This is a genomic window from Bradyrhizobium sp. CIR48 (genome assembly GCF_014198315.1).
In the GTDB taxonomy this organism is placed as follows: Bacteria; Pseudomonadota; Alphaproteobacteria; order Rhizobiales; family Xanthobacteraceae; genus Bradyrhizobium.
The window spans coordinates 510407-533485 of sequence record NZ_JACIHG010000006.1 but is presented as its reverse complement, the minus strand read 5'-3'; the positions used below and the strand labels follow the sequence as shown (position 1 = coordinate 533485).

The window sequence follows — 23079 nt, the reverse complement described above, 5'->3', positions numbered from 1 at the left end:
TCGCTCATCAAGATCTGGCAGGCGAGATTGATGCGCAGCCGCTTGACGTATTGCACCAGCGACATGCCGGTGTGCCGGCGGAAGGAACGCGAAAATGCGCTTTGCGACTGGCCTGCGATCGCCGCTAGCTCAGCTTCACCGAAAGGCTGCGTCAGGTTCTGCCGGATGAAGGCGAGCGCCTTGTTCATCCCCGCGGACATGTATCCCGAGGGGTCAGGCAAATAGTTCGGGCTGGAGAGCGGACGCGCGCTTCGGGCGCGGGAGAGCGTTCCCAGGATCATCAGGAACAGCTCGATCCGGCGCACACCGTTCGCCGACGCGATCTCCTCCATCAGTGGAGCGATCTTGTCGCTGGTGCTGCGGGTGAAGAGCGCGCCGCGCCGCGAGAATTCCAGCAGCGCAGCAAGGCCCGAGAGCTCGGGCATGACCTTCGTGAGGTCGCCGATGAATTCTTCGCTGAACTGGAGGATACGTCCGCGCAGCGGGATGGTGCTCCCCGGCGGCAGATCGCTCACCCAATTGTGCGGCAGGTTGGGGCCGGTAAGAACGAGATTGCCCGGCTCGAACTCGCCAATGAAGTCGCCGACGAAATACCGACCGCTGGTCGCCACGACCTGGTGCAGCTCGTATTCAGGGTGGAAATGCCAACGGACCGTGCGGAATGGGTAGCCGTGCGACCACGCCTTGAACGATTCGCCGCGCCGTATCTGGACAACTTCCAGGTCCGGTTCCATATCCGCTCCCTTCGGGCCGGTGCGGTTTTTGATGATCCGCCCCTGTTCCCTTATCGGCTGAATTTGCTCAGCGCTTCCTCTCGTTAGGGATCGTAGCGACCGGTATCCGGGCCCGCCACCACGATTTCAATGTGCAACTGATACTTTTTTGATGTGCAGCATACAGCGCCCCCCTAACCGGGTCCGCACTCTCCACGAAACGGCGCCTCACAACACCGGCTCTCGAAAGTACGGTCTCGCGCACGCACGGCGGTTACGGACAGCAGGTCACGATTGCGCGGAAGGATTCCGGTGATTGGGGCTGTCTGTTACCACTCGCTTCAATCCTCGGAATGAGCTGCGACAACCGAGGCCCTTGGGTGCAACAGAAAAGCGATAGTCCTGCGATTCCAATAATTTATCCTAATCGCTCAATGGGATGAAGCACGAAAATGTGCACTCCAAACTAGACGAAATTGCACACGTTTCTACCCGTTCTGACCTCTCAGTATATACGCGCGAACTCGCGCGCAGCCGTCGGTCGTCGCCATGTTGATGGAGGAGCACAAGCGGAAGGAGCAGAGCCGACCCGATGACGCCGGATGCGATCGACTGATTGCCAGGCTACTTCGTCAATCTGAAGCGCCCTGCTTCCACCTTGATCAGAAACGCCGAGCGCTCGTCGTAGTCGTTGTGATCGGTTGCGCTCGTCGTGGGCAGGCCGTTGTTCAGATACACCTCCTTGCGAGGTTGGCCGCCCGAGATGGACATTAAGTCCCCTACGCAGACGGACACCGTGAGATCCATCTGGCGACCTCAACTGACTGGAGCCTATTTTCGGTCTGGCAACATTGCGCGGTCAAACCGAAGCGAAGTTCGGCACGACGTTGCATTGAAGATGCAACAAGCGATGTGATGTCAGCGGCTGACGTGCCCCCGCGCGATCCAGACCTCTTTCCGATAGCGCTGAGCGGGCATAAACCAGTGATTGCGAGAAACGTCTGCGGACGATCCGCGCCGCTTCTTCGCGGTGCTTTGGCAGCTCCAGCTTAGGCTGGGCACACCTGCGCGTTTGTGGCAGATTCAGAGCCTAGGAAAGCACCTCCTCACCCAGCATTGGGTCACTTGAGGGCTCCGGTTGAACCCCATCGTTTTCGGTTCGACGCGCATGGACAACAGGTTCCAAGTGCTATGGGAGGACGATGCCCGCATCTTTTGCCGGGCTTTGTGTCGGGATTCCGATACCACCTGCAGAGCTGTATTGGCGGTACTTCCCAAGGCGAAGCACGCTTCGTCCGGCATCCTCGATCGGCTCGCTCACGAGTTCGAACTGAAGGACCAGCTGGATGGCGCGTGGGCAATGCGGCCGCTCGGGCTGGAGTACGACGGTGGTCTCCCTGTTCTGCTGCTTGAGTATCCTGGCGGCCAGCCGCTCGAGCAGTTGCTTGGTGCGCCCATGGACACCGAGCCCTTTTTGCGACTAGCAATCGAGATCGCGAGCGCCTTGAACAAGGTGCATCAGCGCGGCCTCGTTCACAAGGACGTTAAACCGGCGCATATACTGGTAAACTGCGACGACGAACGGATCCGGTTCACCGGCTTCGGTATCGCTTCGCGCCTGGTCCGCGAGCGACGCACGCCCGGGCCGCCCGAGTTCATCGTGGGCACGCTGCCTTACATGGCACCCGAACAGACCGGCTGGATGAACCGCTCGATCGATTTCCGTAGCGACCTCTACTCGCTTGGTGTGACGCTCTATCAAATGCTGACTGGCTCGCTGCCGTTCACCGCGGCACATTCGATGGAGTGGGTACATTGCCATATCGCGCGAAAGCCCGTACCGCCCAACGAGCGCCTGGGCACTGTACCGACTGCAATTTCGGCCGTAGTACTCAAGCTGCTCGCCAAGTCCGCCGAGGAACGTTATCAGAGCGCGCCGGGCCTTGAGCATGATCTACGCCGCTGCCTGCATGAATGGGAAACCGGACGTCGGATCGAAAACTTTGCACTCGGGCAATATGACACGCCCGACCGACTGCTGATCCCCGAAAAGCTCTATGGAAGAGACCGCGAGATTGAAATCTTGCTGGGCGCGTTCGACCGCATGCTCAAGAGCGGCGCTCCGGAATTGGTGCTGGTTTGCGGCTATTCCGGCGTGGGCAAGTCCTCGGTGGTCAATGAGCTCCATCATCGGCTTGTTCCGTCGCACGGACTGTTCGCATCGGGCAAGTTCGATCAGTACAAACGCGATATTCCGTATTCGATGCTGGTCGAGGCATTTCGGAGCCTCGCGAGGTCTCTTCTAAGCAAGAATGACGTCGAACTCGCGAACTGGCGCCAAGCCTTTCAAAATGCGCTGGGCGCAAATGGCCAGCTTGTTGCCAACCTGATTCCTGAATTGCGGCTGATCATAGGAGAGCAGCCTCCCGTTCCTGATCTCCCGCCACCGCAGGCACAAAACCGCTTTCATCACGTACTGCGGCGCTTCATAGGGGTATTCGCACGTTCCGAGCATCCGTTGGTACTTTTCCTCGACGATCTTCAATGGGTCGACGCCGCTACGTTGGATCTCATTGAGGATCTGTTGACCCGGACCGATCTGCAATACCTGATGCTGATCGGGTCCTTTCGGGACAACGAGGTCACCGCCGCCCATCCGTTACGGCGTCGGCTTGAAGCCATACAGAACGCTGGCGCAAACCTACAACAGATCATCCTCGCGCCGCTTGCCGGCGAACACACTTCGCACCTGATTTCTGATGCTCTAGGCTGCGATTTGCTGCATGCGGCGCCGCTCGCGCATTTGATCCACGACAAAACGGCCGGCAATCCATTCTTCGTGAATCAGTTCCTCCACGTACTTGCGGCAGAAGGCCTCGTCCGCTTTGATCATGATGCGAGGTGCTGGTGCTGGGATCTGGATCGCATTCACGCTAAGGGGCACGCCGACAACGTCGTGGATTTGATGATCGCAAAGCTGGCACAGCTGCCGGCTGACACACAGAACACGCTGCGAGAGTTGGCCTGTCTCGGAAATTTCGCCGAAACCACGACACTCTCGGTCGTCCTCGGGCTCTCCGAGCAGCAGGTTCATGCGGCGCTCTGGGAGGCGGTCCGCCAGGAATTGATCGAGCAACAGGCTGACGCCTTCAGGTTTGTCCACGACCGCGTACAGGAAGCCTGCTATTCGCTGATCCCGGAGTATCAACGCGCGGCGCTCCATCTGCGAATCGGGCGGCAATTGCTGGCGCAGACATTCGGGGAGAAGCGCGAGAAGGCGATCTTCGCAATCGTCAATCAGCTCAACCGCGGCGCGGCCTTGATTACCTCGCGAGATGAACGTGTACAGCTTGCGGAGCTCAATCTGACGGCCAGCCTGCGCGCGCGGGCGTCGGCGGCCTACGCGGCATCGCTCAATTACGCCGTAACTGGTGCGGCATTGTTACCGCACGACCGTTGGGAGAGCTTCCAGCGGCTTGCTTTTTCGCTCGAGTTGCATCGCGCCGAATGCGAGTTCGTGACCGGCGCTGTCGTTGAGGCGGAACAGCGCCTACAGGAACTGACGACGCGAATCTCGAGTGCAACCGACCTTGCAGTCGTCGCACGCCGGCTGGTGGATTTGTATACGGCGCTAAGCAAGCCGGACCGCGCTGTGGGCGCCGGTCTTAGCTGTTTGGAGCAACTCGGGATTCGATGGCTGGCCCACCCGAGCAATGATCGCGTCCGACAGGAATACGAGCGCGTCCGATCTCGCCTCGGAGACCAAGCCATCGAGGAGGTGTTGGATCTGCCGCTGATGACCGACCCGCTGGCACTGGCCATGTTGGATCTTTTGACGGCCCTCATGCCGCCTGCATTCTTCACCGATACGAACCTTCGCTCGCTGGTGGTCATCAAAGCGGTGGATTTCAGCCTGGAGTGGGGGAACAGCGATGCTTCCTGCGTTCCCTACGTCATGTTCGGCGCCATTGCCGGCGCGCGCTTCGACGACTATGAGGCGGGGCTTCGATTGAGCCGTATCGGCACTGAGCTGGTCGAGCGGCGCGGATTTTCGCTTGTTCAAGCGAGGACCTACCTGAACTATGGCAACCTTGTCCTTTCATGGACAAAGCCCCTCCGGCACGCGCGAGACGCGTTTCGACGCGCATTTGAGGCGGCGAGCAACAGTGGCGATATCACGTTCGCTGCCTTCAGCTGCGCCAGCCTGAATACAAATTTCCTTGCTGCGGGCGATCCGCTTGCAGACGCACAACGCGAAGCCGAGCACGGATTGCGATTGACCGAGAAGGCAAAATTTGCGCTGATCGGCGACATCATAAAGCCGCAACTCGGGCTCATCCGGATGCTGCGTGGCCTGACGCGGCGGTTCGGCGCTCTTCACGACAACCAGTCCGACGAGCTTCGGTTCGAGCGGCATTTGGCTGGTGATCGGGCGCTCGCATTACCTGAGAGCTGGTACTGGATACGCAAGCTGCAAGCGTGCTTCTTTGCCGGCGACTATGTGTCGGCCGCTGCCGCCGCAGCCAGGGCTCGGAGCCTACCGTGGTCACCACCTCAGCTATTCGAAACGGCGGAATACGAGTTCTATGCAGCATTGGCCCACGCTGCATGCTGGGATTTGGCCGCCCCCGAAGAACAGCAAAGGCACTTTGAAGCGCTGACGGTCCACCAGCAGCAGCTCGAATTGTGGGCGCAAAATTGCCCTGAGAGTTTTGCGAGTCGCGCTGTCCTCGCCGGCGCAGAAATCGCCCGCCTCCAAGGCAGAGAGCTCGACGCGGAGCGTCTCTATGAACAAGCCATCCGCTCCGCCCGCGGCAACGGCTTCGTCCACCACGAGGGACTCGCTTACGAAATGGCCGCCCGCTTTTACGGCACGCGTGGCTTCGAAGAGTTTGCTCGCATCTATCTGCAAAATGCGCGCGATTGCTATGTTCGTTGGGGGGCGGACGGCAAGGTGCGGCAACTTGAGGACATCCATCCGCACCTCAAGGAGGTGAGATCAGAGCCCGGCCCGATGAGTACCATCGGGGCGCCGGTCGAGCATCTCGACCTCACTACGGTGATCAAGGTGTCTGAAGCGGTATCAGGCGAGATGGTCTTGGAAAAGCTCATCGAGACGCTGATGCACACGGCCATTGAACAAGCAGGCGCTGAACGGGGTCTGTTGATCCTGTCGCACGAGAACAACGAGCCGCGCATCGAGGCGGAAGCCACGACAACCGGCGAGAGAGTGACCGTCGAACTGTGCGATGCAGCGGTGACCGAGGCTCTGGTTCCGGAATCTGTTCTCTATTACGTAATGCGGACCAGAGAGTGCGCTGTTCTCGAGGATGCCGCCTGCCAACCTCCTTTTGCTACGGACCCCTACCTTAGTCAGCGCAAGCCTCGTTCCATTCTTTGCCTGCCTCTCATCCACCATGGGAAGCTTATCGGGGTGCTCTACCTTGAGAATACACTGACGCCCCACGTTTTCGCACCCGCGAGACTTGCTGTTCTAAAACTTCTCGCCTCACAAGCGGCAATCGCGCTGGAAAATGCGGCTCTGTACCGCGATGTCAGAGAACGCGAAGCGAAGATCCGCCGCCTTGTCGACGCCAACATCATTGGGATCATCATCTGGGAGCTTGAAGGTCCCATTCTGGAGGCCAATGACGCGTTTCTGCGCATCGTGGGCTATGACCGTGAGGATCTCGCCTCTGGTCGCCTGCTCTGGACTGCCCTGACACCGCCGGAATGGCTCGACCGGCACGAACGATGGTGGATCCCGGAACTCAAGAAGATGGGGAGAGTACAGCCGTTCGAGAAGGAGTATTTCCGTAAGGACGGAAGCCGCGTGCCGGTCTTGATCGGAATGGCTGCGTTCGACGACCAACGGGACCAAGGTGTCTCCTTTGTCGTCGACCTGACGGAGCGAAAGCGGTCCGAAGAGGCTCTGCGGGAGAGCGAAGAGCGTTTTCGTACTCTCGTGCAGTTCTCTTTCGACGTGTACTGGGAATCAGATGCGGACCATCGCTTCATCCGCCAGGAGTTCGCCGAAACCGTTGCTGACGCCCCCACATCGAGCTCTGAACTTGGTAAAACGCGCTGGGAAGTGCCCTACTTGGAGCCCGACGAGGAGGCTTGGCGCATGCATCGGGAGACGCTCGATGCCCACCTGCCGTTCCGTGACTTCGAGCTCGCGCGCCCTACGGCCGACGGCCGCAAGCGCTACGTCTCCGTCTCCGGGATGCCGGTTTTCGACAAGTCCGGCCAATTCATCGGCTATCGCGGCGTGGGACGCCACATCACCGAACAGAAGCTCGCCACGGAGGCCCTGCGCGAGATGCAGACGGAATTGGCGCATGCCAACCGCCTCGCCACCATGGGCGAACTCACGGCCTCGATCGCCCACGAAGTAAGCCAGCCGGTCGCCGCGGCATCCATGAATGCTGGTGCGGCCGCGCGGTTCCTTGATAGAGACCCACCCGATCTCGAGAGGGTCAGGCAATCACTAGACTGGGTCATTAACGATACTGCGCTCGCCAGCGACATCATCCAGCGAATTCGCGATCTCATCAAGAAAGCACCGCCCCGGAAGGATAATTTGGATATTAACGAAGCGATCCGGGACGTGATTGAGCTTACCCGCAGCGAAGCGATGAAGAACGGCGTCTCGGTACAAACGGAACTTGCAGACAGCTTACCGCTTGTGGAGGGCGATCGTGTCCAATTGCAGCAAGTGGTCCTTAATTTGATTGTCAATGCAGTCCAGGCAATGGGCACCATGGCGGACGACGCGAGAAGGGTGCTTATCACCACCGGTGAGGCCGGCCCAGATCGTGTTCTTGTCGAGGTGCAGGACTCGGGACCGGGGTTGGCAGTGGAAAATCTCGAGCACGTCTTCACCCCCTTTTACACGACGAAGCCGAGCGGGCTCGGGGTAGGATTGTCCATCTGCCGTTCGATTATCGAAGCTCATGCCGGGCGCTCGTGGGTGACGCCTAACCGGCCCCGCGGAGCGACTTTTCACTTCACCGTGCCGGTCCATCCCGCAGACTCTTCCTGATCATCGCCTGCCCGTGCTTCTCCACGATAGGACGAGTCCGACTTCCCCAGGCGGCGAGCACTCGCAGCAGGGCGGCGTCCGGAGAGTGAAGTTATGAATCCGGCCGTAATCAGGGTCGCAAGCAGGGCTGAGCGCGTATGTTGCACGCGGACGCCATGATCGGGGAACGGCAAACGAAAGAGCAGTGTCGAATGGTGACGAAATCGGATTTCGATTCTATCCGATAGGGCTTCTTTTCGACCTGACGCAATTGGTGCGTTGGCGAATGCGCAAGGGAAGTGCAGCGAACGTGGTCGAATTCCATGAAAAGCGCAGGAAAATCAACGAATCTGATCCATACCCCGCCGCTCATAACTGTGTGGTTGCAGGTTCGAGTGCCGCCGGTGCGGCAGAGGCGCTTAGTTGCTTTCACTGCTGGGCAGCGGCTTCATATTTATGGGTCATGCCCCTCAGGAGTTTTATTCCGTGCCGCAAGCTATCTTATCCGCGCAGAGTCGGCCTCTACGTTCGCCTGCCGAGCTATCCTCCATCATCACAACCGTCTATGAGCGCATCGAACGGGACCGGCACCGCAACTGCTGGATCTATGTGCGGCCCATAGAAGAAGCGCTGGCCGAGGCTGATGCCCTTGTACAGCGAGCGGAGAAGGGTGAAGTCCTGCCGCTTTTTGGCGTGCCATTCGGCGTCAAGGACAATATTGACGTTGAGGACATGCCAACAACAGCAGCCTGTCCGTCATTCGAGTATGTGGCTGCGCGATCGGCCAGATGCGTCGAGAGTTTGACGGCCGCAGGTGCGATCTGTCTCGGTAAGACCAACCTGGATCAGTTCGCAACCGGACTGTCCGGCACCCGCTCCCCCTATGGCGCCTGTTCCAGCGCGGCCAACGATCTGTATATCTCCGGCGGCTCGAGTTCCGGTTCGGCTGCGGCCGTAGCATCCGGCCATGTTGCCTTCGCTCTCGGCACAGATACCGGCGGCTCGGGCCGGATTCCCGCAGGCTTTAATGGGATCATCGGGATCAAGCCCACCGTCGGCCTCGTCTCATCCCGGGGGCTCGTGCCGAACTGTCCGACGCTCGACTGTCCCTCGATCTTCTGCAATTCCATTGCCGAAGGTCGACTTCTGCTCGAGTTGATCGAAGGATTCGACGATACCGATCCTTTTAGCCGCCAACGGATTGCCTCGTCCTCCCCATCACCTCGCAAATTCCGATTCGGCCAGGTCTCTGTCGGTCATCTGAATTCATTCGGCATGCCGGAATGCAATGAACTGTACGGGCAGGCCTGCGCGAGACTTTCGGGACTGGGAGGCCAAGCCATGCAAATTGACTTCGCGCCTTTCGCCGAAGCCGGTGAAATGCTCTTTTCAGGGCCTTGGATTGCCGAACGTCATGCGGCGATCAGCAAGCTCCTGGACGTCGATCATGGAGACCTGCTTGACGTCATCCGCAACGTGCTGGGCGCAGCGGCCCGGTTTTCCGCAATAGATGCGTTCGCCGCGCTACATCGACTTTTGAAGCTGCGACGCCAGATCCAATCGATTTTCGAGGAGATCGATGTCCTGGTGGTACCTACCGCGCCACGCCCCTTCACGATCTCGGAGATGATGGAAGATCCCGTCACGCTCAACAGCCGCCTCGGTTACTACTCCTATTTTGCCAATCTCGTGGACTTGTGCGCGGTGGCAGTTCCCAACGCAACGCTCGGCAACGGCATGCCGATGGGCATCACTTTGCTAGCGCCTGCGTGGCGTGACCATGCTCTTCTCGACCTTGCCGAGCGATGGCTGCCCGATGGGAAGGCTGCGCTGTTCGATCTAAAAGTATATCCGAAGGCCGCGTCCTAACGCGCGATGCGATTAGGATGAATCGTCATCGCGCCTTAGGTTGTTGTTTAAGCATGATCTTTTCGGAAAACCGCTGCACACTTTTCCGGATCATGCTTTAGACGACTTCGAGATCGAGAGCGCGCATATTGAGGATCACAATCAGGCCCCGGTAATAACGGATGACGCCCCTTGCCTGCATACGGGAAAGCTGCACTGTCACCCATTGGCGAGTTGAGCCGATCAGATTGGCGAGATCACCATGTGTGAACCGGATCCCGATCACGATCTCACGGCCTTGCTGCGAGCCGTAGATATTCGAGAGAAAAACCAGCAGGCGATGCAACCGCTCGGTCACCGAGCGGGTCCCCAGCATTTGCGCCATGGCCGAGTAGCACCGTGCCTTGAAGGCGAGCGCATCCAACAGCGCGACCGCGATACTTGCTGATTGATGCGCCAGCGCGCGCAAGGCTGGGCCGGGTAAGAACGTCACCCGACTCCGTTCCACTGCAACCGAAGACCATACGTGGGCACCAGTACCGAACAGATCCGGGCCGCCGACGAAATTGCCGGCGAACCAGTAGGCCAGCGTCACCTCGCGTCCGGAAGGAGCCGCGTAGTAGCTGCGAATGCGACCTTCTTCGATCAGATAAATGCCGTTCTGCAGATCGCCCTGACGCCAGACGTGCTTGTCTGCTGGCAGGACCTCCTCACGGCCGATGGCGAGGACACGACGCCGGTCAGTCTCACACAACGGATCCAACAAGCCGGGCAGCGACCCGACCAGAGCATCCGATCCCGCCAGCATGATGCCTGTCGTATTCCTAAGACTTGCTACTGACATCTGCTCGCTCCCTTGTCGCTGGAAAGGGAAAACCATTCAAGAGCCATGCCAGATCTGTCGTCAGGCGCTTACATCCTGATTTCCATTTGCTCGAAAGCCCGGCGGCCTTCCGAGCGGATCAGGTCAAGGCAATCCCGCTTGAGGGCGAGATAGGCAGCCTCCGCAACGATGGCGCTGGAGCGCGGTCGCGGCAGGCTTACCTGAAGATCCTTGAGGATGCGGCCGGGTCCCGCGCTCATGATCAGAACACGGTCAGAGAGAAGGATCGCTTCATCGATGTCGTGTGTGACGAAGACGATGGTTGCGTTGATCCGCTCGCGGAGCTCGAGCAGATTGTCCTGCATGACCGCCCGGGTCTGGGCATCCAGCGCTCCGAACGGCTCGTCCATCAACAGTACGCGCGGCTGGTTGGCGAGGGCACGGGCAATCGCAACCCGCTGCTGCATGCCTCCCGATAGCGTGTGCGGATATGCCGACGCAAATCTGGTCAGTCCGATCATCTCGATGAGGTCGTCGGCAATCCGCAGCGCCTCCGCTTTCGGCTTGCCGAGGGCGCGGGGCCCATGCGCGATGTTCCGGCGCACCGATTTCCACGGAAACAGATGTGGCTGCTGGAAGACCATCCCAATCTCGGGCCGTGGCTTGCGCATTGCTTCGCCGGCGATCAGCACCTGGCCTTCGAACGGCCGCTCGAGGCCGGCCATTGCATTCAGGAGCGTGGACTTGCCGCAGCCGGATGGACCGACGATCGAGACGAACTCTCCCTGGGCTACCGCCAGGGATACGCGGTCGACCGCGATGACCTGTCCGCTCGGCGCATCGAAGACGATGCTCAAATCCTCGACCCGGATGATCGCCTGACGGGCCGGGGCGGATGGCGGGTACGTATCCACGAGCCTGAGCGGCTGGTCCGGACGAAGCAAGCTCGGGGTCATCGCCACCACACGGCACGTTCGGCAAGAGTCGCAAAGGAACGGTCAGCGATGAAGGAGAGCAGGCCGAGTGCCGCCAACCCGCCCATGACCTGACCCGTTTGCATATTCTGTTGCGCAATTTCGATACGATAAACGATACCGGCGAACGCTCCCGCCAACTCGGCGGCGACCAGTGTGTAGAAGGAGATGCTCACCGCGGTCCGAAGACCGACCGTGATATAGGGCAGCGCGCCAAGAAGGACGATCTCCCACAGCATCTGCGGCTGCGGCGTGCCGAGCATCTGGGCGGCACGGATAAGGCCGTGGTCGACTTTCTGCACCCCTATGTGGGTCGCGAGCCATACCGTGAAGAACACGCCCCAAACGACCAGGAAAAGCTTGCCTGTCTCCGAGAGGCCAAACCAAAGGATGACGATCGGCACGAAAGCTATGGGAGGAATTGGGCGAAGGATGTGGAACAAGGGTGAAAGCAGGCTGGACACCAGCTGGAACCGGCCAGTCAGGACGCCGAGCACGATCCCGCCCGCGGCCCCGATCGCAAATCCCGCGGCCACGCGCGAGAGGCTCGCCATCAGGTCGGCGAAGAATTGTCCGCTGCGAATCCATTCGAGAATGGCGACAGCGACGGTCGATGGCGGCGGAAACAGCACGGTGTTCACAATGCCGGAGCGAGCAACCAGCTCCCACACGCCTGTGAAGATAGGCACCGAGAGGACGGCGACCAGTACGCTCAGCCGTGCAGTCGCGCTCGCACTGCTACGTCTGCCGACGCTCACGGGCGCGCCTCCAGTGTGACGCGGGCTGGATCGACCGCCTTGAGCGGCGCCGTCACCAAGACTTTCGAGAAATCGGGCATAGTCGCTCCAGGGGGATGATTGCCGGTCTCGAGCCGCCAGGTGGCATGGGTTTTCAGAGTCGCGAGAAGCTTGTCGTCGAGGCGCACACGGTAAACATAGTCCGGCCAGATCGCAGCCAACTCGTCGCGTTTCATCCCGGTCGCTGCGGCGATGACGTCGATCGCTTCATCCGGATGCGCCTTGAGCCAGCCCTCGGCTTCGATGAGGGACGCCAGGAACTTAGTGACGATCGCCGGATTGGCCGCGAGGTAAGATTGCGTAACGACAATGTTGAAGGTCTCCGAGTAGATACCTTTGGTCTCAAGTGGGGTCGCGCCTTCGCCAAGAGCCTTCTTCGCATTCGCGACGTGCGGCTCCCAGGTATCGAACGCATCGATGCTCCCGGCCGCCATGGCGGGAAGCATTTCCTGAGGTCGCAGGTTGACGAGTGTCACGTCCTTCGACGTCAGGCCCGCCGCTTTCAACAGAACCGACGTGTAAACTTCGCTGCCGGTTCCAGCCGTAAAGGCAATTCGCTTTCCACGCAAATCAGCCTTCGTCTTGATGCCGGCAGAAGCCGCGGTCATGGTCTTAAGATCCGAATATTCCATCCCCGCCACGAAGGCGATGGGCTGTTGCGCCATCGCGGCCGCCGTGACCGGCGCCTCGGCGGTTGTCGCGATATCCGCCCCTCCCCCAAGCACCGTATCGAGGCACTGCTTCCCGCTGGTGAAATTGGAGACCGAGATGTCGAGCCCCTGCTTCGCAAAAATGCCTTTCGCATTCGCGACGATCGCCAGTCCCGAGATCGGCCCGAGATTCTGGGCGAGCCGCGCCTTCAGCAATTCTTCGGCTGTCGCGCACTCGGGCGTCGCAAACAGGAAGGACGCAGATAGGACAAACGCGGCAAAGCGAAGAGCGGTTGTTGATCGCATGCCAAACCTCTGTGATGCCGGCGATCGGAGTGATCGACCGTGACGACAGGGTCGTCTGAAGACGGGAGACCGTGAAGCAATTAATCGACAAGGCTCGACGCTGTCCAATTTTCCCGCAAGTAGGCCAACTCCCGACTGTGCCAGGACAATAAATTCATCACGCTGCCCACACCTTGGGCGCATCGTGGCTGAGGCTGATCTGTTCGGGCCCGGAGCCGCCTCCCGAGATGCGGAGAAGGCGCCTGGTGGGACCCGTGTTCGCAGTGCGGGCGGCATTTCGGCGCCGCCGGCTGCGGCAACGGCACCCTGCTGCCTTTTCATGAAGCCGCGATCCCGGTTCAATCAGAACCGATGGGACTTTCGATGCCGTTGCGTGCGCGGCGAAACCAGGCCCACGTCTGCCGCGTCACTGCGATGTAGCCTGGGCCCCGGTAGACGATCTGATCGGCGACGATCCGGTTCAGTTTCGGTAGCGCATGGAACGGAATCGAAGGATAAGCATGATGCTCGACATGATAGGGCATGTTCCATGCAAACCAGCGCACGAACATGGCGGTATAGGTGGTGCGGGTATTCTGGAAGGCGCTGCGCGTGCGATCGCAACCGGTGTGTTCGGCAAGAAGATACGGACGCAGAAACAATTGACCGACGATCACGGGAATGACCCAGACCCACAACAGGATCAAGGTGTGCAGCGCGACCGATGCCAGCAGCAGCGCGACGTAGCCTGCCAGATGGAAGCGAGCTTCCGTCACGACGATGTGGCGCTTGCTTTCCGGAATCCAGGGCGACGTGGCGTTTCCGGTCAACGCGTGGCGAAGCATCAGCCGCACCCGGAAGGCAACCTGCCGCAAGCCGCTGTAGACGATCACCAGTTGCGCGTCCGAGGTCGGGGTCGGAACCGACAGCAGTTCCGGATCCCTGTTTGGATCCTGCGTATAGCGGTGATGATCCCAGTGGAACAGGCAGTAGTATTCGTAAGGCAAGCCGACTGCGAACGAGGAGAGATGACCGAAGGCGAGATTAAGTGCGCGGCTACGAAACGCCGTCTTGTGGGCGGTCTCGTGTACCACCATGAACAGGAATGCGACAAAGTAGCCTTGGACGACGACCAGCGGCAACGCCCAGACTATTCCGTATCGCGACGAGGCCAGCCAGATCAACGCGCCGACAACGACAATGATACCGTAGTGGCTGGCCGCACGGATCAGGCCTTGCCAATCGGACCGCACGGACAAATCGCGCAGCATAGCTGGAGTCAGTGGCTTTTCTCCGGTGGCAGTGATCGCGTTGCTCATGATCCTAGCCGCCTCCTTCCGGGTGATCGCGCTCGTGCAGACGCTGGAATTCGTCAAGCACATACCGACCCTAGGGAGCGACGCCGCAATGCAGAAGCAATTAATTTCGCGGGCGTTGGTCACCGGCATTCGAGATGCGGCCCTCGCCTCACCGCATTGGCCGTCACAAGATATTTGTTGATCTCTCGGTGCACATGTCGTGCACACGCAGCCTTCTAACCGATTGATAAACTTGAACTCTCACTCCAATCCATCATGGGCGCCACGGAAAAGCGATAGCTCTGCAATTTCAATCTCTTATCAAGTCCTCTTCCCGTCCACTCCCGTTATACTATTTCCGCGAGAATAGTATAGCCGCCGGGCGCAAGTGATCGCCAAGCAGTCGCAACTGCGACAATGCGCCCGAGAGGAATTCCCAGTCACCGCTCGCAATCGAATTAGAAGCAACAGAGGGCCCGATCGCTGCGCACTCTGCTTGGCAGTCTCGAAATACTGCAATGTCTTGAACGGCCGTTCTGACATTTGGCTTTCTTGGCCAGTTCAGATCATCGCATCTTCCTGTCAGAATGGCCGTTACGAATCGCGCGCGTAAACGACGCAACCGTTAGAGAGTTTCCCCTGGCGGCATGTGGCAGTCAGAACCGAATTCGGCGAGGTTCTGATTCATTTTCTCGCCAACACCCTTGTCATGCGGCACGTATCGTCTTGAGAAACCGACTCACTTCGTCTTTGAGACGATTGCTCTCGCTCGACAACGACCGAGCAGCCGACAAGACCAGCGAGGACGCCGAACCAGTCTCGGAGGCCTCGCGCTGCACATCTATGATGTTGGTGGAGACGCGTTGGGTGCCGCTTGCGGCCTGTTGAACGTTGCGCGCAATCTCCTGCGTCGCCGCACCTTGCTCCTCTACGGCTGCCGCGATGGTCGACGAAATCTCCGACAGCTTCCTTATCGTACCAGTGATCTCGCCAATTGTGCTCACCGATTCCTGCGTCGCAGTCTGGATTGCACCGATTTGCTGACCAATTTCTCCCGTCGCTTTGGCTGTCTGCTCCGCCAGGGCCTTTACCTCAGAGGCGACAACCGCGAACCCCCGACCGGCGTCCCCGGCGCGCGCCGCCTCAATCGTAGCGTTCAGTGCCAACAGGTTGGTCTGACCCGCGATCGCATTGATAAGCTCGACCACGTCCCCGATTCGCGCGGCCGCCTTGGACAATTCACTGACACGCTCGTTGGTTTTCTGCGCTTGGCTAACTGCCTCGTTGGCGATCTTGGCGGCCTGCTGCACCTGTCGGCTGATTTCCCTGACGGATGAAGATAGCTGTTCGGCCGCAGAAGCAACCGACTGGACGTTGCTAGACGCCGCCTCGGAGGCCGCAGCGGCGACAGTGGTTGATTTTTGCGAGCGTTCGGCCGTGGTGCTTAGACTGCTCGCAGAGCTCTCGAGTTCATTCGAAGCTGAAGAAACGGTATCAACGATTTCTCCGATCGCGCTTTCAAAGTCGACTGCCAATCGACGGACCATCCCGCTCTTCTCTTCCTCCGCCTTCATGAGCTCATCGATATCGACCAACGATCCGCAGGCGCGCCGCGGCCGGCCTTTCTCGTCCAACACAACTCCACCTGTTGCTCGGAACCAACGATAGGTTCCGTCTCTAACCTTCAAGCGGTACTTCACATCGTAGCCGACGCCGGTCTGGCAAGTCGAACCGAACGCGGCGAATGTCGCTGCAGCGTCATCCGGGTGGAGGCGATCAGACCAAGATTGCACGACGTTGGGAAATTCGGCTTCCGTCTTGTACCCGCACAAGCGCCGGAATTCGCTCGACCAGGTCCACCGCGCCTTGGCGTGCATCGCATCCCCCTCATATAGGATCGCATCCCACAATCCGATGCCACAATGCAGTGACAGCGTCTCGAGCCACTCGGCCTTGTGGACGAGTTCGTTGTCCCGAATAAGCCCCTTCAACATGCTGCCCCTTGACCCTTCGATTAGATTTCGCGTGCAGTTAGATGACCTGTCACTGCGTTGTTGCGCTACTCTCGAAGGGCTTGTTTTCGGCGATGAACCTCGCCGCCAACACCAAGGCCCCCATCGAAAACTCCTTTCCGTGCGCGGCAATCATGCGCTCGGAGAGCTCCGCCAGTTCCTTGAAGAAGTGATCCTTGCTTGTGGCTTCGCTTCGCGCTTCGGTGGCTGTCATGAACTTGCTCCTGGAGCTCGCGGCAAGGCTCGTCGCCCAGCTCGCCGTTACTTGAAGATCTGCGGCGGGAACGTCACGATCGCCGCCTCGCCGCCGTGTGTCCCGATGGCAAGATGCTGGCCGTCGTCGGACCAGCGGACGGTTTGGACCGGGCTCCGGCCCGGCGGTTTGACGACCAGTTCGTCGGGTTCGCCGATCCTGGCAACGACGACCCTGCCGTCGCTGTATCCTGCCGCAACCAACGGACGTCCCGGATGCACGTCCACTGCCTCGACAAGGACGAAGCCACCGCGGCCGGTGCCAACGCTCTTCGGCTGTTCGCCACCGTCGTCGAGACTGGAAACGTCCCATGCGATCATGCGGTAGGCTCCGCTCGTCACAAGAACGCGGGAGTCTGCATTCCACGAAAGAGACCGGACGCTTGCAGGATAGCTCGGAATCCGAACGGCGCGCGCATCGGAAAGGCGCAGCAATACGATACCTCCTTCTGCGACGGACATTGCCAGCCAGCTTCCATCGGGACTCCATGCCAAGCTGGAGATGAAGCCGAAAGCCATTGGAGCGGTGGGCTCAGGTCGGGGTCCGAAGGCACGCACAAGCAGACAACCGTCAGCTCCTATCGCGAAGCTCCGACCGTCTGGCGAGACGGCGATCGCGGATGAACGCCCTCCCGCACGCTCCTGAAGCCATCCGACGTCGCCGTTGGAATCGCAGTATATGACCGACCCATCGGAAGCCGCCAGAATACCGCCGGCATGCACCGGGGCTACCAGATCGATCGGGGCCGCTAGTTTTGCGGCCTGTCGCGTGACGCCGGATGCCGACACGTGCAGCAACTGACTGCCATCGCTTGCGATGAAGCCCTCCGGCTCGATCGAGGCGAGATGAAGCGAAGCATCGCTGATGACGACTTTCGTCAACGGCGGGACCGGATTCCGCCGCGGTGAGATCGTCGATCGGCCGCCGTCCAAGGCCATACGATAGCGATCCTTCGGCGGTTCGCTGTCGGCCAGCGGAGCGATGGCCAGAGAGCCATCGGCAAGCGCGAACGCCACTGCTTGTCCCGCAGCGTCGAACGCCGCGTTCGTAACCGGCGCCCCCATGGTCCAATGCCGACCAAGCAAGTCATAGAGCGTAGCGGTCTCAGCTTCCATCGTGTCCATCGGTCGTCTCACCTGCCGGTCGCAATACACCTGTCGAGTTCTTCAAGGCGTCGTTCCAGCGCGGCGCATTGGGCGCCGCATGTTGCCATTCCGGCCCTTGCTTCCTTCAAGCGCTCGTGCGCTTCCTCGATAACGTGGCCGAATGCATGCGAATCGCCCGTCGCCGCGATTTCCTGCTCAATCCTCTGAATCTCGAATTCTGCTCCACCGGCAAGCTGACGGTTCAGAAGGTTCCACGATTGAGCGGCCGACATCTGCTGAACGACGAGCAACCGCTCCTTCAGCATCTCGACAAGAACCTCCGGATCGACACTCATGCGCTCGGCTCGATTTGATCAAGGATCCGCTGGAGACCCCGGGCATCGGATACGAAGTGTTGCTGCGCGTCGTTGACGTAAGATTGGAGCGAGTCCCACAGGTCGACCCTCAGCAACCGCGCCGGATCGCCCCTCATCGTCTCGATGGCCTGAAGACCGAACTGATGCCGCAAACCGATCCCCTGCAATACGAAATCCGACAGCTCGCGTGCATGCGTTTCGACGAACGGCCGCAGCAGCGGATGTACGCCGTAGCTCATGCCGCGCTTTGCGAGCTCGGTCTCGATGAACAAGATGAAATGCCGCACCAGCAAACTCTGGCTTTCGCCAACCAGGTGCACCACGAAAGTGACGTCGCGGTCGGCGCGCGCAAGGATCTGCGAGGCCAGCGTCGCCGCGGGGGCCGGACCTTTCCCGCCCTTTTGCTCATCCCAGACAGCCGCCATGAAAGGCTCTCCGATCGCTAGGTCCGGGAACGGTATTGGTGCAATTTGCGGTACAGCGTAGCGCGCGAGAGCCCCAGCTTTTCCGCGGCAGCCGCAATATTGCCGCCGGCGTTTGCGACGGCCCTCTCGATGGCACGCCGCTCCATCTCGTCAAAGCGCGCGATCTCGTCGCCCTCCGATCCCGTCGCGCTGTTCTCCGACTGCACCGACATCGAGGGAGGTTGAGCCGGCGTGACCTCCACGAAATCCTCTGGCAGGTCCCTGGGCGTGACGATGCCGGTTATCGTCATCAGCACCAGGTTCTCAATCAGATTGCGCAGCTCGCGAACGTTTCCCGGCCAGGAATAGCGGCGCAGCAACTCCATCGTGGCCGCCTCGAAGCGCAGCGGCTGGGTGCTGTAGATCGTAGCGAATTGCCTGTTGAAGTGATCGATCAGGATCTCGACATCGCCCAGCCGGTCGCGGAGCGGCGGAATGGTGAACTTGACGACGCCAATCCGGAAGTACAGATCTTTCCGGAAACGTCCCTCGGCCACTTCCTGCTTCAGGTTCCGATTGGTCGACGCCACCAGCCTGACGTCCACCGGGCGCGCCTTGCTGTCACCTAGTCTGTACACCGCGCGCTCTTCCAGCACACGGAGCAGGTAAGGTTGCAGGTCCATCGGCATCTCGCCGATCTCGTCCAAGCTGAGCACGCCGCCATTGGCAAATTCGAACCGCCCGGGCCTTCCCTCGCGCGTAGCGCCGGTATAAGCGCCCGGCGCATGCCCGAACAATTCGCCGCCGAGCAACTCTTTCGAAACCGCACCGCAATTGAAGGCAACGAAAGGCTCCTTGCCGGTCTTCTGGCTGGCGGCATGAACCAAGCGGGCGAAGAGTTCCTTGCCGACGCCCGTCTCGCCCTCGAGCAGGATTGCTGTCCGGCCAAGCGCCGCCCGCTCGATTTTCTGCACCACCTCAAGCAATGCCTCGCTACATCCGACGATTGCTTCCTTTGCCGACATCAGGGCGGCGCGGGTTGTCGGCGACATCTCGGCTGCAGCAGGATTTGTCCGCGGCTTCGAAGCAAGCACGAGCATTGCGCCCTTCACGACCCCGTCGACGATTAATGGCTCGATCCGCTGCTCGCGCAGCTCCTCGGGCAACCCCTCGGCCAGGTCTTTTCCCAACAGGCCTTCGCGACTTGGAAGAATCTGTGACCCAATGCTCAACTCACGAGACTGCGCGAGCCGCCGCCAGCGAGCCGACGCCATGTCGTTGTGATGGACGACCCGACCAAAGCGATCCAGGATTACCACGCCGTCGGCACTGCCCATCCCCGGCATTCGAGAGATGCTCGCCTCGAGGAGCAGTATTCTCTCGAGCCGGATCTTTTCCGAAAGGGCAAGCTCGATATGGTTGGCCGCGATCACCGCCAATGCGACGTTGTGTCGGTGAAAGATCGCCTGGGGTCCGGAAAAATCGATGATGCCGATGATGCTGCCGTCGATCGGGCTGCGAATGGGACTGCCGACGCAGGTCCAGGCCTTGATGCCTTCGGAGAAGTGCTCCGCCGCGTGGACATGGACCGGCTTGCCCGTGACGAGCGCCGTGCCAATGCCGTTGGTGCCGGTCACCGTCTCACCCCAGTCGGCGCCGACTTCGAGGCGAATATCGTGTCCCGCATCGATCGTCCGCTGGTCGCCCCCGACATCGAGCACGACGCCGTTCCTGTCGGTGATGACCAACATCGTGGCCGCATCGCCGAGGACATCCGCCACCCGGCGAAAGGTCTGAGCGCTGGAGCCGAGCAGGTCGTCGTTCTTCAGACGGAGCTCATAGAGATCGTCCGGCGAGGCGATGAGACCGCTACCCTTGCAACGGGCATCGACGCCCGATTGGATGCTGCGCTGCCACGACTCCTCGATGACGCCTCGCACCAGCGCGTTCTCGCGCTTCGCGTCCCCGAACGTCAGGAAGTTTTCCCACGCTCTGTTGGTCTCTCGTTCATCGTAGGGCCGCCCCTGCTCCGCATCAGTCGCGTCCGGAACTTTGTAGCCTTCCAGGGAAAACGGCGGCTTAGCCATGAACGTTTCCGTCAGCATTGGGGCACCAAATCTGAATGGGCAAACAGCCGCTTGATCGGCAGAAACGACATGAGTCGGACCCGATCGAGATCGATATCCCGCAAGGTCCAGGTCGTGGAGACTATTCGATGCTTCTGGCGATCGCGTCCAAGCCGAGACGATTTGAGATGACCTGCTCCAGCTGCGCCTCCGACGTCTCATCGGGGACGCTCACGCCTTCCAGGTCGACCAGGACCTTGTACAACTCGTCGTCCAGCGGATCGAAGATCCCGTTCTCGCGCGTCGCCAGCGCGAAGCGGCGCGATCGGCCGCTGCCGCGCAGCTCGCCGACAAAATGGAGCTGCCGGCCCGAAGCGAGATCGGCGATCACGACGCGACCATTAAAGCTGATCCGCACATAGGGCTCGAGCTCCTTTGGCCGCGCCGGAGACGTAGACCAGAGCTTGCCGGATGGCTCGGGCTGTGAAGGAGGCTTCGGATTGCGCAACTCCCGCCAACGCCCGAGCGTCAGATGATTGGCGAGCGAGTTGATGGTGGTGCGGTTCTTCTGAAGGAAGTCCTTCGCCGCCACCTCTTCGCGGTGCGGACCGTCGCGTTTGGAGATGATGTAGGCCATGTCCCGCTTCCTCCTGCTCGGCTAGTCGGATGTCCGTGGAGGCTTGTTACACGCCTCCTTCGGCTCATGCCGGAGCTTCCAAGATTGTACCGCGTTCCGGATCGTTGTCACCTAGGATATCCCGACCGCTCGCGCCTGAAGCGGTGCGGCGGAACACGAGGTGCGTGCACACGCCTCATGCGCGGCCAAGCTTCTCTGCTCCGCCGCCGAGCGCCGGTCCCTGCGTCGGATCAGTGTATTGCGGCACGTCCGCAACCAGCGTGTTGGTGGTCAGGACCAGCGTGGCGACGGAGGCTGCGTTTCGAAGCGCGGTATACGTCACCCTGACGGGGTCGACGATGCCGGCCGAAACCATGTCGATGAAAACGCCGTTTGCGGCGTCGAATCCGACACCCGTCCGCGAGCTTTGCAGCTCGGCCACGACCTTCTGCGCGTCATGCCCCGCATTTCGCGCGATGAAGGCGGCAGGACGCGACAAGGTTTCACGTACCAGCCTGATGCCTTCACCCAGATCGCCATTGATGTTGCCGAGCGTGCGCGCCACCACCGGCGCGCACTGCGCCAATGCCGTGCCGCCACCGGGCACGATGCCCTCCTCGGCCGCGGCCCGCGCCGCGCTCAGCGCATCGTCGATCAGCTGGATCGTGCGCTTCTGCTCGACCGGCGTGACGCCCCCCGCAAAGATAACCGCGGTTCCGCCCGACAATTTGGCGAGGCGCTCCTTGAGCTTGTCCTGCTCGATGTTGGGCGGTGCCAGATCGTGCTGCTTGGCCACCTGCTGGCGCCGCGCCGCAATCGCCGCGTCGTCGCCACCGCCGCGTATGATGACCGTTTCACGCGCACTTGCCCGCACCTGCCGCGCGGTGCCGAGATCGCCGATACCGATCTCTTCCAGCCTGCCGCCGAGCTCGCGGGCAATGACCCGCCCGCCGGTGATGATGGCGAGGTCGTCCATCATCGCCTTGCGCCAGTGGCCGTAGTCCGGTGGATTGACCACCAGCACCTTGCCGCGGTTGCCATCACCCAGCAGCGTGACGACGACCTCCGGCGCGATCTCTTCAGCGACGATGACGAGCGGGCGTCCGGTCGCGGCCACCATCGCGCGGACCGGTGACAGTTCGCTCGGCGTCCTGATCTTCAGGTCGGTCAGGAGAATGTAGGGCTGGTCCAGCACCACTTCCATCTTCTCGACGTCCGTCACCATATGGTGGGAAATGTAACCGCGGTCGAACGACATGCCTTCGACGACCTCGAGCGTCGTGCTCGTCGTCAGCCCGTATTCGGAACTGATGATGCCGTCCTTGCCAACGCGCTCGACCGCCTCGGCGATCAGGCCGCCCAGGTGAGCGTCGGTCGATGCGATCGTCGCCACCGCCTGCAGGGTCTTGCGATCCGTTACGGCGACCGCCGCACCCTTCAGGGTCTCGACCACGACCTCGACGGCCCGGTCGATCCCCTTGCAGAGATCGACGGCCTTGGCGCCTCGCTCCAGGGCTACAACGCCGCCTTGAATGAGGCCGTTCGCGAGCACCATCGCCGTCGTCGTACCGTCGCCGGCGACTTCGTTGGTCTGCATCGAGACCTCCCGCACCACCTGTGCCCCCATGTTCTCGAACCGGTCCGGCAGTTCGATCTCGGAGGCGATGGTCACGCCGTCTCGCGATACGATGGGCGTGCCGATCGGCCTATCCACCATAGCGTTCATGCCCTTCGGACCGAGCGTCGATTCGACCGCGGCGGCGAGCTTCTGGACCCCGCGCGCGAGAGCACGGCGAGCTTCGATGTCATGCAGCAGAACTTTTGGCATTGCGCTTCACTCCCACGTGGTCGTCT

17 protein-coding genes and 1 pseudogene are annotated in these 23079 nt (G+C 60.7%); 3 read left to right on the top strand and 15 right to left on the bottom strand.

The window, feature by feature from the left end; translation table 11 throughout:
* Nucleotides 1-734: AraC family transcriptional regulator (locus GGD66_RS21440; RefSeq protein ID WP_183258911.1), on the bottom strand; the 734-nt coding region annotated here is incomplete at its 3' end.
* A 603-nt stretch (nucleotides 735-1337) separates the two neighbouring features.
* Nucleotides 1338-1457 (bottom strand): annotated as a pseudogene (locus GGD66_RS21435) (branched-chain amino acid ABC transporter substrate-binding protein); the annotation flags it as partial.
* Between the two features lie 424 nt (nucleotides 1458-1881).
* Between GGD66_RS21435 and GGD66_RS21430 the strand changes: the two are divergent.
* Nucleotides 1882-7758, top strand: a complete 5877-nt coding sequence (locus tag GGD66_RS21430) for an AAA family ATPase (protein WP_183258943.1) — start codon at nucleotides 1882-1884, stop codon at nucleotides 7756-7758.
* 402 nt (nucleotides 7759-8160) lie between these two features.
* Nucleotides 8161-9606 carry an allophanate hydrolase gene (gene atzF / locus GGD66_RS21425; protein ID WP_246788942.1) on the top strand — a complete coding sequence of 482 codons (1446 nt, stop codon included), beginning with the start codon at nucleotides 8161-8163 and terminating at the stop codon, nucleotides 9604-9606.
* Between the two features lie 97 nt (nucleotides 9607-9703).
* Here the strand turns inward: atzF and GGD66_RS21420 are convergent, their stop codons facing one another.
* The 5 genes from GGD66_RS21420 to GGD66_RS21400 form a co-directional block, all read right to left on the bottom strand.
* On the bottom strand, nucleotides 9704-10393 hold the full coding sequence (locus GGD66_RS21420) for a Crp/Fnr family transcriptional regulator (protein WP_246788941.1): 690 nt from the start codon (nucleotides 10391-10393) through the stop codon (nucleotides 9704-9706).
* Between the two features lie 104 nt (nucleotides 10394-10497).
* Nucleotides 10498-11373 carry an ABC transporter ATP-binding protein gene (locus GGD66_RS21415; protein ID WP_104462102.1) on the bottom strand — a complete coding sequence of 292 codons (876 nt, stop codon included), beginning with the start codon at nucleotides 11371-11373 and terminating at the stop codon, nucleotides 10498-10500.
* Nucleotides 11361-12140 carry an ABC transporter permease gene (locus GGD66_RS21410; protein ID WP_245323115.1) on the bottom strand — a complete coding sequence of 260 codons (780 nt, stop codon included), beginning with the start codon at nucleotides 12138-12140 and terminating at the stop codon, nucleotides 11361-11363. Before GGD66_RS21410 ends, GGD66_RS21415 begins: the two co-directional genes overlap by 13 nt.
* Nucleotides 12137-13135, bottom strand: coding sequence for an ABC transporter substrate-binding protein (locus tag GGD66_RS21405; protein WP_183258909.1), 999 nt, complete (start codon nucleotides 13133-13135; stop codon nucleotides 12137-12139). The genes GGD66_RS21410 and GGD66_RS21405 overlap by 4 nt, the downstream gene beginning before the upstream one ends.
* Nucleotides 13136-13473: 338 nt before the next feature.
* Nucleotides 13474-14433: a fatty acid desaturase gene (locus tag GGD66_RS21400; RefSeq protein ID WP_183258908.1), complete on the bottom strand. Its 960-nt coding sequence runs from the start codon at nucleotides 14431-14433 to the stop codon at nucleotides 13474-13476.
* Between GGD66_RS21400 and GGD66_RS41180 the strand changes: the two genes are divergently transcribed.
* Complete coding sequence (locus tag GGD66_RS41180) at nucleotides 14432-14614, top strand: hypothetical protein (RefSeq protein ID WP_210321623.1); 183 nt, start codon at nucleotides 14432-14434, stop codon at nucleotides 14612-14614. The genes GGD66_RS21400 and GGD66_RS41180 overlap by 2 nt on opposite strands.
* A gap of 505 nt (nucleotides 14615-15119) precedes the next feature.
* On the opposite strand, the gene GGD66_RS42240 is transcribed toward GGD66_RS41180, so the two are convergent.
* The 8 genes from GGD66_RS42240 to GGD66_RS21360 form a co-directional block, all read right to left on the bottom strand.
* Nucleotides 15120-16406 carry a PAS domain-containing methyl-accepting chemotaxis protein gene (locus GGD66_RS42240; RefSeq protein WP_092252107.1) on the bottom strand — a complete coding sequence of 429 codons (1287 nt, stop codon included), beginning with the start codon at nucleotides 16404-16406 and terminating at the stop codon, nucleotides 15120-15122.
* A 49-nt stretch (nucleotides 16407-16455) separates the two neighbouring features.
* A complete protein-coding gene (locus GGD66_RS21390; RefSeq protein WP_092252105.1) occupies nucleotides 16456-16638 on the bottom strand; it encodes a hypothetical protein in 183 nt (60 codons plus the stop codon).
* A 47-nt stretch (nucleotides 16639-16685) separates the two neighbouring features.
* On the bottom strand, nucleotides 16686-17801 hold the full coding sequence (locus GGD66_RS21385) for a WD40 repeat domain-containing protein (protein WP_246788940.1): 1116 nt from the start codon (nucleotides 17799-17801) through the stop codon (nucleotides 16686-16688).
* Between the two features lie 8 nt (nucleotides 17802-17809).
* Complete coding sequence (locus GGD66_RS21380) at nucleotides 17810-18118, bottom strand: hypothetical protein (protein ID WP_183258907.1); 309 nt, start codon at nucleotides 18116-18118, stop codon at nucleotides 17810-17812.
* Nucleotides 18115-18564, bottom strand: coding sequence for a hypothetical protein (locus GGD66_RS21375; RefSeq protein WP_179731012.1), 450 nt, complete (start codon nucleotides 18562-18564; stop codon nucleotides 18115-18117). The genes GGD66_RS21380 and GGD66_RS21375 overlap by 4 nt, the downstream gene beginning before the upstream one ends.
* 17 nt (nucleotides 18565-18581) lie before the next feature.
* Nucleotides 18582-20648: a sigma-54-dependent Fis family transcriptional regulator gene (locus GGD66_RS21370; RefSeq protein ID WP_092252099.1), complete on the bottom strand. Its 2067-nt coding sequence runs from the start codon at nucleotides 20646-20648 to the stop codon at nucleotides 18582-18584.
* Between the two features lie 103 nt (nucleotides 20649-20751).
* On the bottom strand, nucleotides 20752-21246 hold the full coding sequence (locus GGD66_RS21365) for a hypothetical protein (RefSeq protein ID WP_183258906.1): 495 nt from the start codon (nucleotides 21244-21246) through the stop codon (nucleotides 20752-20754).
* Nucleotides 21247-21421: 175 nt separating this feature from the next.
* Nucleotides 21422-23053: a molecular chaperone GroEL gene (locus GGD66_RS21360; RefSeq protein ID WP_104463820.1), complete on the bottom strand. Its 1632-nt coding sequence runs from the start codon at nucleotides 23051-23053 to the stop codon at nucleotides 21422-21424.
* Between the last annotated feature and the right edge of the window lie 26 nt (nucleotides 23054-23079).